This is a genomic window from Pseudomonas entomophila (genome assembly GCF_018417595.1).
Classification (GTDB): domain Bacteria; phylum Pseudomonadota; class Gammaproteobacteria; order Pseudomonadales; family Pseudomonadaceae; genus Aquipseudomonas; species Aquipseudomonas entomophila_C.
Genome location: NZ_CP070982.1, coordinates 965,838 through 977,388, shown reverse-complemented (window position 1 = coordinate 977,388; position 11,551 = coordinate 965,838). Strand labels below are relative to the sequence as shown.

General features: G+C 65.1%; 10 protein-coding genes and 2 pseudogenes. 5 read left to right on the top strand and 7 right to left on the bottom strand.

The genetic code is table 11. The features are described 5' to 3' along the window. Positions 1–180: 180 nt before the first annotated feature. Positions 181–1,029: a carboxylating nicotinate-nucleotide diphosphorylase gene (gene nadC / locus JYG34_RS04310; RefSeq protein ID WP_213659617.1), complete on the top strand. Its 849-nt coding sequence runs from the start codon at positions 181–183 to the stop codon at positions 1,027–1,029. Between the two features lie 87 nt (positions 1,030–1,116). Here nadC and trxB read toward each other — a convergent pair whose 3' ends face one another. Beyond that, the gene (gene trxB / locus JYG34_RS04305; protein WP_028689829.1) at positions 1,117–2,079 is read right to left on the bottom strand and encodes a thioredoxin-disulfide reductase; all 963 of its coding nucleotides are present in this window, start codon (positions 2,077–2,079) and stop codon (positions 1,117–1,119) included. Positions 2,080–2,407: 328 nt separating this feature from the next. On the opposite strand from trxB, the gene cysZ reads away from it, so the two are divergent. Then, on the top strand, positions 2,408–3,136 hold the full coding sequence (gene cysZ / locus JYG34_RS04300; protein ID WP_213659616.1) for a sulfate transporter CysZ: 729 nt from the start codon (positions 2,408–2,410) through the stop codon (positions 3,134–3,136). A 47-nt stretch (positions 3,137–3,183) separates the two neighbouring features. Here the strand turns inward: cysZ and JYG34_RS26580 are convergent. Both JYG34_RS26580 and JYG34_RS26575 read right to left on the bottom strand, forming a co-directional pair. Further along, positions 3,184–3,606 (bottom strand): annotated as a pseudogene (locus JYG34_RS26580) (methyl-accepting chemotaxis protein); the annotation flags it as partial. A 171-nt stretch (positions 3,607–3,777) separates the two neighbouring features. Continuing rightward, a pseudogene (locus JYG34_RS26575) lies at positions 3,778–4,410 on the bottom strand (PAS domain-containing protein); the annotation flags it as partial. Positions 4,411–4,679: 269 nt separating this feature from the next. On the opposite strand from JYG34_RS26575, the gene JYG34_RS04290 reads away from it, so the two are divergent. After that, the gene (locus JYG34_RS04290; RefSeq protein WP_213659614.1) at positions 4,680–5,882 is read left to right on the top strand and encodes a glycosyltransferase family 4 protein; all 1,203 of its coding nucleotides are present in this window, start codon (positions 4,680–4,682) and stop codon (positions 5,880–5,882) included. Here the strand turns inward: JYG34_RS04290 and JYG34_RS04285 are convergent. The 3 genes from JYG34_RS04285 to JYG34_RS04275 all read right to left on the bottom strand — a co-directional run bounded on the left by JYG34_RS04285 (position 5,851) and on the right by JYG34_RS04275 (position 8,203). Further along, entirely contained in the window at positions 5,851–6,954 is a 1,104-nt protein-coding gene (locus JYG34_RS04285) for an NADH:flavin oxidoreductase (RefSeq protein ID WP_213659613.1), read from the bottom strand. The two genes, JYG34_RS04290 and JYG34_RS04285, sit on opposite strands and share 32 nt — an antisense overlap. Positions 6,955–7,088: 134 nt before the next feature. Then, positions 7,089–7,571: a glutathione peroxidase gene (locus tag JYG34_RS04280; protein ID WP_011532251.1), complete on the bottom strand. Its 483-nt coding sequence runs from the start codon at positions 7,569–7,571 to the stop codon at positions 7,089–7,091. Positions 7,572–7,717: 146 nt separating this feature from the next. Continuing rightward, positions 7,718–8,203, bottom strand: a complete 486-nt coding sequence (locus JYG34_RS04275) for an FKBP-type peptidyl-prolyl cis-trans isomerase (protein ID WP_213659612.1) — start codon at positions 8,201–8,203, stop codon at positions 7,718–7,720. Here JYG34_RS04275 and JYG34_RS04270 point away from each other — a divergent pair. Both JYG34_RS04270 and pta read left to right on the top strand, forming a co-directional pair. Beyond that, positions 8,202–8,504: a DUF3565 domain-containing protein gene (locus tag JYG34_RS04270; RefSeq protein WP_213659611.1), complete on the top strand. Its 303-nt coding sequence runs from the start codon at positions 8,202–8,204 to the stop codon at positions 8,502–8,504. The two genes, JYG34_RS04275 and JYG34_RS04270, sit on opposite strands and share 2 nt — an antisense overlap. A 32-nt stretch (positions 8,505–8,536) precedes the next feature. Continuing rightward, positions 8,537–10,627 (top strand): phosphate acetyltransferase, encoded by a 2,091-nt coding sequence (pta, locus tag JYG34_RS04265; RefSeq protein WP_213659610.1) that lies wholly within the window; start codon positions 8,537–8,539, stop codon positions 10,625–10,627. Between the two features lie 130 nt (positions 10,628–10,757). On the opposite strand, the gene JYG34_RS04260 is transcribed toward pta, so the two are convergent. Further along, a complete protein-coding gene (locus tag JYG34_RS04260; protein ID WP_213659609.1) occupies positions 10,758–11,477 on the bottom strand; it encodes an OmpA family protein in 720 nt (239 codons plus the stop codon). Positions 11,478–11,551 lie beyond the last annotated feature (74 nt).

The following is an 11,551-nucleotide window of genomic DNA, read 5'->3' as shown; positions in this document are numbered from 1 at the left end:
AAATACAAGGCGCCATTATCGATGAAAATTCTGACAGCTGCTAGCACGCCATTTGCACGCCTCACTGACAGTGCATTCACCCGATTGCTCGCACAACCTGACCAAAGGTCGTTGGCGCGACAGCTGTACACGCTGCCCCCCTGCCCTATAATCGCCGGCACCTAGCTTGTGGAGCCGACCATGCCGAACCTACGCCTCGCCGACCTGACCGCCGAAATCGAAGCCAACGTGCGCCGCGCGCTGCTGGAAGACATCGGCAGCGGCGACATCACCGCCCAGTTGATTCCGGCTGAGCGCCTGGCCAAGGCGACCATCATCACCCGCGAGGACTGCGTGATTGCCGGCACCGCCTGGGTGGATGCGGTATTCCGCCAGCTCGACCCGCGGGTGGCGGTGCACTGGCAGGTCGCGGACGGCGAGCGGGCCACCGCCAACCAGGCGTTGTTCCACCTCGAAGGCCCGGCGCGCTCGCTGCTCAGCGGCGAGCGCTCGGCGCTGAACTTCCTGCAGATGCTCTCGGGCGTGGCCACCCGCGCGCGCTTCCTCGCCGACCTGGTGGAAGGCACCCAGGTACGCCTGCTCGATACCCGCAAGACCCTGCCCGGCCTGCGCCTGGCACAGAAGTACGCGGTCACCTGCGGCGGCTGCCACAACCACCGCATCGGCCTGTACGACGCCTTCCTGATCAAGGAAAACCATATCGCCGCCAGCGGTGGCGTGGCCCAGGCCGTGGCGGCGGCGCACCGCATCGCGCCGGGCAAACCGGTGGAAATCGAGGTGGAAAGCCTGGACGAGCTGCGCCAGGCACTGGCAGCAGGGGCCGATATCGTCATGCTCGACGAGCTGACCCTGGACGAGATGCGCGAGGCGGTACGCATCAACGACGGCAAGGCCAAGCTCGAGGCCAGCGGCGGCGTGAACGAAACCACCCTGCGGGTGATCGCCGAAACGGGTGTCGACTACATCTCGATCGGTGCCATGACCAAGGATGTGAAGGCGGTGGACCTGTCGATGCGCCTTAGCCTGTGATCGAATCGCGGATATGAAAAAACCGGCCATAAGGCCGGTTTTTTTGTAGGTCCTGTTCGCCGGCTTGCCGGCGAACCAACGCAACGCTTAGTGCGCGGCGTTGGCCAGGCCGTCCAGGTAGCGCTCGACGTCCAGCGCGGCCATGCAGCCGGCGCCGGCCGAGGTGATGGCCTGGCGGTAAACGTGGTCGGCCACGTCACCGGCGGCGAACACGCCCTCGACGTTGGTGGCGGTAGCGTTGCCTTCACGGCCGCCGTGAACCACCAGGTAGCCGTCCTTCAGGGTCAGCTGACCTTCGAACAGCGAGGTGTTCGGGGTGTGGCCGATGGCGATGAACACGCCGTCGACCTTGATTTCGTCGAAGCTGCCGTCGTTGTTCTTCAGGCGCGCGCCAGTCACGCCCATGTTGTCACCCAGCACTTCGTCCAGGGTGGCGTTGAGCTTGAGCTCGATCTTGCCTTCGGCCACGCGGGCGTGCAGCTTGTCGATCAGGATCTTTTCGGCGCGGAACGTGTCGCGACGGTGTACCAGGGTAACCTTGCTGGCGATGTTGGCCAGGTACAGCGCCTCTTCCACGGCGGTGTTGCCGCCACCAACGACCGCGACCGGCTTGTTGCGGTAGAAGAAGCCGTCGCAGGTGGCGCAGGCCGACACGCCCTTGCCCATGAAGGTCTCTTCCGACGGCAGGCCCAGGTAGCGGGCGCTGGCGCCGGTGGCGACGATCAGCGCGTCGCAGGTGTAGGTACCGCTGTCACCGCGCAGGGTGAACGGTTTGTTGGCCAGGTCCACGGCGTTGATGTGGTCGAAGACGATCTCGGTCTCGAAACGCTCGGCGTGTTCCTGCATGCGCTGCATCAGTGCCGGGCCGGTCAGGCCATGGGGGTCGCCCGGCCAGTTGTCGACCTCGGTGGTGGTGGTCAGCTGGCCGCCGGCCTGCATGCCGGTGATCAGCAGCGGCTTGAGGTTGGCGCGGGCGGCATAGACCGCGGCGCTGTAACCGGCAGGGCCGGAACCGAGAATGATGACGCGCGAATGACGTACTTCAGACATGTCGAACTCCTGTCGAGCCGGCCGCACCGGGCCGGTACCTGTGTACCGGCTGCGCCAGCTGGAATTAAAAGGGACCCACGCAGCACTTGGGGAAGGCTACAACGCGCAGGTCCTGAAACCAAAAAAGTTGAGCGCACTGTAGCGAGGCCGCAGAGAGTAAGGAAATATCCTTCGACAATCCACCTCATAGGCAGTCTCTATCCTGGGAAGAAACCGATAGGCAATGCCCAGGCGCTTTGTTACAGGCCGTTTCCCGGCCACTGCGTGCCTTTCGTCGCCGCGCCAAACTCGGTAAGGTCAGCGCGTTTTCCTTCTGCGGAGCATTCCGATGCAAGCCCCCGTCCTTTCCGGCCCCCAGTACCTGCGCGAGGGGCTGAAGCTGGTCCTGAGCCCGAGCCTGCGGCTGTTCGTGCTGCTGCCCCTGGCGGTCAACCTGCTGCTGTTTGGCGGCCTGATCTACTTCGCCGGGCACCAGTTCAGCCTGTGGGTCGACAGCCTGATGCCCACCCTGCCCGACTGGCTGAGCTTCCTCACCTATATCCTCTGGCCGCTGTTCGTCGCCCTGGTGCTGCTGATGGTGTTCTTCACCTTCACGCTGCTGGCCAACGTGATCGCCGCGCCGTTCAACGGGTTTCTCGCGGAAAAGGTCGAGGTGGTGGTGCGCGGTCAGGACACCTTCCCGCCCTTCAGTTGGGCGGAGCTGGTGGCCATGGTGCCCCGTACCCTGAACCGCGAAATGCGCAAGCTGGGTTACTTCCTGCCGCGGGCCATCGGCCTGTTCATCCTGTCGTTCATCCCGGTGGTCAACGTGATCGCCGCGCCACTGTGGCTGGTATTCGGTGTCTGGATGATGGCCATCCAGTACATCGACTACCCGGCGGACAACAACAAGATGAGCTGGCAGGACATGCTCGCCTGGCTGCGGCAGAAGCGCTGGCAGTCGATGGGCTTCGGCGGGATCACCTACCTGGCGTTGATGATCCCGGGCGTGAACGTGCTGATGATGCCGGCGGCAGTGGCGGGCGCCACGCTGTTCTGGGTGCGTGAACGCGGCTGACCCTCGCCCCCTGTAGGAGCCAGCTTGCTGGCTCCTACAGGTTCAGGTCAGGAACTGAGCTGGCTGGAGAACTGCCCCACCGCGTCCACCACCTTCTTCGCCCCTTCCTGGATCTCCACGATCACCCCGCCGGTGTCGGCGGCCAGGGCCAGGCCCTGCTCGGCCTGGCGCTTGCTGGTGTCGATGATGTCAACAGCCGCCTGGGCCAATTGCTCGTTCTGCTGCACCACCTTGGCGATCTCCTCGGTGGCGCTGCTGGTGCGCGAGGCAAGCTGGCGCACTTCGTCGGCGACCACCGCGAAACCACGCCCCTGCTCGCCGGCCCGGGCCGCCTCGATGGCGGCGTTGAGCGCCAGCAGGTTGGTCTGGCCGGCAATGTCGCTGATGGTCTTGATGATCGCGCCGATCACCTTGGACTGCTTGTCCAACGCCTGGATACCCTCGGCGGCATCCTGCATGGAGCCCTCCAGGCCGCGCATCACCTCGACGGTCTGGGTCACCACGTCGGTGGCCTTGCGTGCGCTGCTGTCGGTTTCCAGGGAGGTGGTGTAGGCAATGTCCGCCGCCTGGGCCACGGCCAGCTCCTGGTTGACCTGATCGGTGATCACCGTGGCGAACTTGACCACCTTGTAGAGCACGTCGTGGGCGTCGATGATCGGGTTGTACGAGGCCTCCAGCCACACCACTCGGCCATGGGCGTCGATGCGCTTGAAGCGGTCGGCGACATACTCGCCACGGCGCAGCTTGTCCCAGAACTGCTGGTAGCCGACCGAGCTGGCCTCTTCCGGGTCGCAGAACATGCGGTGGTGCTTGCCGCGTACCTGCTCCAGGTTGTAGCCCATGGTCTGCAGGAAGCGGTCGTTGGCGGTGATCACCTGGCCATCGAGGTTGAACTCGATCACCGCGGTGGAGCGCATCAGCGCCTTGATCAGGCTCTCGTGCTCACGGGAAGTCTCGATGGTGCGGGTCAGGTCGCTGGAATGCAGGGAGAAATACTTGATCCGACCTTCGCTGTTCTTCACCGGTTGCAGGATCGAGCGCAGCCAGGCCTCCTCGCCATTGCCGCGCAGCAGACGGAAGGCGCCGTTGAGGTGCTCGCCACGGGTGATCGCATGCTTCATGCGCTGGTAGAAGTCGAGCTTCTTCACATGGGGCGGGACGATATCCTCGATGTTGCGCCCGATCAGTTGTTCGGCGCGGTAGAGCATCTCGGTCTCGAAATTGCCATTGACCGACTCGATGCGCCCCTGAGGGTCGAGCTGGAGCACCAGCATCTCGCTGTCGAGGCTGTTCTTGACCTGCTCGATGGACATCAGCTCTTCGCGCAGTTGCTGGAGTTCTTTCTTCAGTTTGCTGTTGAACATGACCGCTCTCCTGGAGCGAATTCCCGTAGACGAATGCCTCTGCATCGGCTGCGGCCACGCAGTTCTTGAGCACGTTGCAAGGAATTATTCATCGGCCTGGAATCGCCGGAAATCAGGCGTCATACGGCCGTCACGAAGTCGTCACATCGGCGCAACCGGGGCGACGGAAACTTTTTCTCATGAGCACACCATCCCTGCGCATCACCCTGGTCAGCGAAACCTTTCCACCCGAAATCAACGGCGTGGCCAATACCCTTGGCCGCCTGGGCGACGGGCTGCGACAACGAGGCCACCACGTGGAGATCGTGCGCCCACGCCAGGCGAGTGACGCCACGCTCACGCCCGATGAAACGCTGCTGCTGTGCCGAGGCTGGCCGTTGCCTGGTTATCCCGGGCTGCAATGGGGCGAAGTGTCGATGCACCGGCTACTGCGCCGTTGGCGCCGACAGCGACCGGACGTGCTGTACATCGCCACCGAAGGTCCGCTCGGCCTGAGCGCCCTGCGCGCCGCCCGACGCCTGGGGATCATGGTGGTCAGCGGCTTCCACACCAACTTCCCGCAGTACTCCGGGCAATATGGCCTGGGCCTGTTGGCGCGGATGCTCACCCACTACCTGCGCTGGTTCCACCGACGCACCGCCATCACCCTGGTCCCCAGCGCCAGCCAGCGGCTGGAACTGGAACGCCGCGGCTTCGAGCGGCTGGGCCTGATGGCCCGCGGTGTCGATGCCGGCCTGTTCAACCCGGCCCGACGTAACCAGGCGTTGCGTGACCAGTGGGGCCTGGGCGCGGATGACATCGCCGTGCTGCACGTCGGGCGCCTGGCCCCGGAAAAGAACCTGGCGCTGCTGCGCCCTTGCCTGGAAGCCTTGGAGAAAAGTTATCCACAAAAGCGCCTGCGCCTGATCGTGGTGGGCGACGGACCACAGCGTGCGAGCCTGGAACAGCAACTGCCGGAGGCGGTGTTCTGTGGTGCGCAGCGTGGCGAGACGCTAGCCGAACATTATGCCAGCGGCGACTTGTTCCTGTTCCCCAGCCTCACCGAGACCTTCGGCAACGTGGTGTTGGAAGCCCTGGCCTCGGGGCTGGCGGTGGTCGCCTACGACGAAGCCGCCGCCGCCCAGCACATCCGCCACGGCCACAGCGGCGCCCTGGCCATGCCGGGCGATCAGGCCGCCTTCATCGATGCCGCCTGCTGGCTGCTCGAAGAAGGCGAGACCCTGCGCCGGGTGCGCCTCAATGCCCGGCAACACGCCAGCCGCCAGGGCTGGCCGGCGATCGTCGAACAGTTCGAGGGGTACCTGCGTGGCGCGATGGCAGGAAACGGAGTCCCTGCCGCCACCCTGGCGATCAAGCCAGGGTCGTCAGTGCCTCACGGCTGAAGGGCAGCACGTCGGCTTCACGCCCGTCGCGCACTTTCTGCGCCCACTGCGCGTCCACCAGCAGGGCCCGGCCAACAGCCACCAGATCGAACTCCTCGTCCTCGAGCCTGCGCAGCAACCCTTCCAGGCTGGCCGGCTTGGCCACCTTGTCGGTGTCGACCATGAACTGCAGGAACTCGCCGTCCAGCCCGACGCTGCCCACGGTGATGGTCGGCTTGCCAGTGAGCTGGCGAGTCCAGCCGGCCAGGTTCAGCTCGCTGCCGGCGAACTCCGGCTCCCAGAAGCGCCGGGTGGAGCAGTGGAAGATGTCCACACCGGCCTCGGACAGCGGCTTGAGGAAGGCCGCCAGGGCTTCGGGCGTCTCCACCAGACGCGCGCTGTAGTCTTGCTGTTTCCATTGCGAGAAGCGGAAGATGATCGGAAAGTCCGGACCGACCGCTTCGCGCACGGCCTGGATCAGTTCGATGGCGAAACGTGAACGACCCGCCAGGTCGCCACCATATTCGTCATCGCGACGGTTGCTGGCCTCCCAGAAGAACTGGTCGATCAGATAACCATGGGCGCCGTGGATCTCCACGCCGTCCATGCCGATGGCCTGGGCATCACGGGCGGCCTGGGCAAAAGCCGCGATGACCTCGGCGATATCCTCGCGGGTCATGCCGTGAACCACCACCTTGCCATCCTTCTCCTTGCCACTCGGGCCATAGCCCGGCACGCTGCCGTCCGGCTCGGTGCCCAGGCGGCGCACGCTGCCCACATGCCACAGCTGCGGCACGATGCGCCCGCCTTCGGCGTGCACCGCGTCGACCACCTTCTTCCAGCCAGCCAGGGCATCCTCGCCGTGAAAGCGCGGCACATTGGGGTAGCCATTGGCGGCCAGGTGGCCGACCGTGGTGCCTTCGGTGATGATCAACCCAACACCGGCGGCGGCGCGGCGGCGGTAGTACTCGACCACCCCATCATGGGGCACACCGCCCGGCGAGAAGGTGCGGGTCATCGGCGCCATGACCACGCGGGTCGGCAAGTCGAGGGAGCCAAGGGTGAAGGGCTGGAACAAAGGGTTGCTGGACATGCGGCGCTCCCGACGGGTGAGGAAATGCGCCAAAGAGTAGGGGGAGCCTGATGGCGGGCACAGCATCATTGATTTGAGTGATTGCGGGGTATCGCGAGAGATTGCAGGGGCCGCTCGGCGGCCCCTCGGGCTGTTCAGGCCAGCGCCTTCTCGATCGCCTGCAGCACGGTCGGATCATCCGGCGCGGTCCGTGGCGCGAAACGCGCCAGCACACGGCCATCCTTGCCCACCAGGAACTTCTCGAAATTCCAGGTGATATCACCCGGGAATTCGGCGCCTTCGCCCGCCAGCAAGCGATACAGCGAGTGACGATGCGGGCCGTTGACCTCGAGCTTGGCGCCCATCGGGAAGCTCACGCCATAGTTGAGGCGGCAGAAGTCGTTGATCTCCTTTTCGCTCCCAGGTTCCTGCCCGGCAAACTGGTTGCACGGCAGGCCAAGCACGTTGAACCCCTTGCCCTTGAACTGCTGATGGAGCTTTTCCAGCGAAGCGTACTGCGGCGTCAGGCCACACTTGGACGCAACATTGACCACCAGCACCACCTGGCCCTTGAACGGTGCAAGGGGCAGCTCCTTGCCATCCAGCGCCTGCAACGTCAGGTCGTGAAATGCACTCATGTTGATTCCCCTCTCAGGTTCCCATTTGCCGCAGGGGGCGAATCCCGCCCACTAAAAAGGCGCGCGGTCAAACCGTCTACCCTCCCGAGGAGGGCAAGTCCGGCTTGCCCGAGCGCCTGGCGACTCTCTGAGCTTAGCGCAGAAAATCAGTGGTGATGGCCACCTTCGCCGTGGATGTGACGGTGCGCGATTTCTTCTTCGCTGGCGTCACGCACGTCAACGACCTTGACCTTGAAGTTCAGGCGCTGGCCAGCCAGTGGGTGGTTGCCGTCGACGGTCACGTCGTCGCCGTCGATGTCGCGGATGGTGACGATCTGCATCTGGCCGTCCGGCGCCGAGGCGTGGAACTGCATGCCGACTTCCAGCTTGTCGACGCCTTCGAACAGGCTGCTGCTCAGGGTGCTGACCAGTTCGGCGGAGTATTCGCCGTAGGCGTCTTCCGGTTCGATGGCGACGGTCAGTTCGTCACCGGCCTGCTTGCCTTCCAGGGCTTTTTCCAGGCCCGGGATGATGTTTCCGGCACCGTGCAGGTAGACCAGCGGCGCACCACCGGCGGAGCTGTCGATGACCTCACCAGCGTCGTTGGTCAGGGTATAGTCGATGGAGACAGCCTTGTTGGCGGCGATCAGCATGGGGCAAGACCTTTTGCAAAAGAATGTAGAACCGGGAAGTGTAACCAAGGCATCGTCCGATTGCGAACGCGCCATGGACGAACAGGCGCCCGTCAGTCAGATCCTCGGCTTTCACCAGGACGAGGAAGGCCACTGGGTGGCCGATCTGTCCTGCGGCCACACCCAGCACCTGCGCCACCAGCCCCCCTGGCAATCGCGCCCCTGGGTGCTCGACCCCGCCGAGCGTGCGCAACGGGTCGGCCAGGCATTTGCCTGCGGCTGGTGCGCCCAGGGTGCCGTTAGCGCTACCCTTGGCCATTGAATTCCTTGCACCGCTTATTTCGAGAAGCACGCATGCAGACATTTTTCATCGCGCCGACCGACTTTGGTGTCGGCCTGACCTCCATCAGCCTGGGCCTGGTCCGTACCCTGGAACGTGCCGGGCTCAAGGTCGGCTTCTTCAAGCCGATCGCCCAGCCGCATCCCGGTGACACCGGCCCGGAACGCTCCAGCGAACTGGTCGCCCGCACCCACGGTATCAAGCCACCCACGCCATTGAGCCTGGCCCACGTCGAGCGCATGCTCGGTGACGGGCAACTGGACGAACTGCTCGAAGAGATCATCCGCCTCTACCAGCAAGCCTGTGTCGGCAAGGACGTGGTGGTGGTGGAGGGCATGGTGCCGACCCGGCACGCCAGCTACGCGGCGCGGGTCAACCTGCACCTGGCCAAGAGCCTGGATGCCGAGGTGATCCTGGTATCTGCGCCGGAAAACGAGGTGCTGAGCGAGCTGTCCGGCCGGGTCGAGCTGCAGGCCCAGCTGTTTGGTGGCCCACGCGACCCGAAGGTGCTGGGGGTGATCCTCAACAAGGTGCGCACCGACGAAAGCATGGCCGACTTCGCCACCCGCTTGCGCGAGCACTCGCCGCTGCTGCGCGGCAACGACTTCCGCCTGCTGGGGTGCATCCCCTACCAGGCCGACCTCAATGCGCCGCGCACCCGCGATGTCGCCGAGTTGCTCGGTGCCCAGGTGCTCAATGCCGGTGACTACGAACAGCGGCGCATGAACAAGATCATCATCTGCGCGCGCACCGTGGCCAACACGGTACCGCTGCTGACCTCCGGCACGCTGGTGGTGACCCCGGGCGATCGCGACGACATCATCCTCGCGGTGAGCCTGGCGGCGATCAACGGCGTGCCCCTGGCGGGCCTGCTGCTGACCAGCGACAGCAAGCCCGATCCGCGCATCCTTGGCCTGTGCCGCGGCGCCTTGCAGGCCGGCCTGCCGATCCTGTCGGTGAGCACCGGCTCCTACGACACCGCCAACCAGCTCAACTCGCTGAACCGCGAAATCCCGGTGGATGACCGCGAGCGCGCCGAGTTCATCACCGACTTCGTCGCCAGCCATCTCGATGCCGCCTGGTTGCACCAGCGCTGTGGCACGCCACGCGAGCTGCGCCTGTCGCCAGCGGTGTTCCGCTACCAGTTGATCCAGCGTGCCCAGCAGGCCAACAAACGCATCGTCCTGCCCGAGGGCGCCGAGCCGTTGCTGGTCCAGGCCGCCGCGCTGTGCCAGGCGCGCGGCATCGCCCGCTGCGTGCTGCTGGCCAAGCCGGAGGCGGTGGAAGCCGTGGCGCGCGCCCAGGGCATCAGCCTGCCGCCTGACCTGGAAGTGCTGGACCCGGAACTGATTCGCGGCCGCTACGTCGAACCCATGGTCGAGTTGCGCAAGAGCAGGAACCTCAATGCGCCAATGGCCGAGCAACAGCTCGAGGACCCGGTGGTGATCGCCACCATGATGCTCGCCCTGGGCGAGGTCGATGGCCTGGTCTCGGGCCTGGTGCACTCCACCGCCAACACCATTCGCCCCGCCCTGCAACTGATCAAGACCGCTCCGGGCGCCAGCCTGGTGTCGTCGGTGTTCTTCATGCTGTTCCCTGACCAGGTGCTGGTGTACGGCGATTGCGTGATGAACCCGCACCCCAGCGCTGCCGAACTGGCTGAAATCGCCCGGCAGAGCGCCGAGTCGGCCGAATCGTTCGGCATCGCGCCACGGGTGGCGATGCTCAGCTACTCCAGCGATTCGGCGGCCAGTGACGAAGAGGTGGAAAAGGTACGCGAAGCCACGCGCCTGGCGCAGCAGGCCGAGCACGATCTGTTGATCGACGGGCCGCTGCAGTACGACGCCGCCGCCAACCCCGAGATCGCCCGTCAGCTGGCCCCTTCGAGCCCGGTGGCCGGGCGCGCCACGGTGTTCGTGTTCCCCGACCTGAACACCGGCAATACCACCCACAAGGCCGTGCAACGCAGCGCCGACTGCGTCAGCCTCGGGCCGATGCTGCAGGGGCTGCGCAAGCCGGTCAACGACCTGCCGCGCGGGGCGCAGGTGGACGATATCGTGCATACCATCGCGCTGACGGCCATCCAGGCCAGCACCGTGCGCTGAATGCAAATGGGGCCGCTATGCGCCCCATCGCGGGTAAACCCGCTCCTACAGGTACAGCGCAAGCCTTGAGGTTTGTACTGTACCCGCGATGGGCTGCGAAGCGGCCCCACCGACTCAGCGTCTTGGCGACTTAGGGGTACTGCTGAACGGTACCCTGCTGGTCATACTGCTGGCCCGGGATCGGCTTCAGGTTGACCTCGACCCGGCGGTTCTGCGCACGGCCATTGGCATCGGCGTTGCTGGCGATCGGCTGGTCCGGGCCCATGCCGCGCACGGTTACCCGCGAAGCATCCACACCCTGCGAGGTCAGGTAGCTGCTGACAGCCTGGGCGCGGCGCTGCGACAGGTCCATGTTGTGCTGGCGGCTGCCGGTGCTGTCGGTGAAACCGACTACTTCGATGGTGTTCTGGTTGAACTGCTTGAACGAGTTGGCGAGGTTGTTCAGCGGCGAGTAGAAGCTTGGGGAGATGTTCGCCGAGTCAGTGGCGAAGGTGATGTTGCCCGGCATGATCAGCTTGATCTGATCACCCTGGCGCTGCACTTCGACGCCGGTGTTGGCCATCTTCGCGCGCAACTCGGCTTCCTGCTTGTCGGCGTAGTAGCCATAGCCGGCGGCGGCGGCGCCCACCGCGGCGGCGCCGATCAGCGCGCCCTTGCCCCGGTTGTTGTGGTCGATGGCGGCACCGGCGATGGCGCCGGCCAGCGCACCCAGCCCACCATACTTGGCGGTCTTGCTCATCCCTGTGGATTCCTGCGACTGGCCTTGGTTGTCATACGGGTTGGGGCTGGCACAACCAGACATCAGGGCAGCGGCGGTAGCGACGATAATCAGACGACGCATGGTGAACATGGACAAGCTCCTACTGAAATTCAAAAGTGCGGCGGATCACTCACGGATCTGTGCCAGCCTTGGATTGCAGCGCA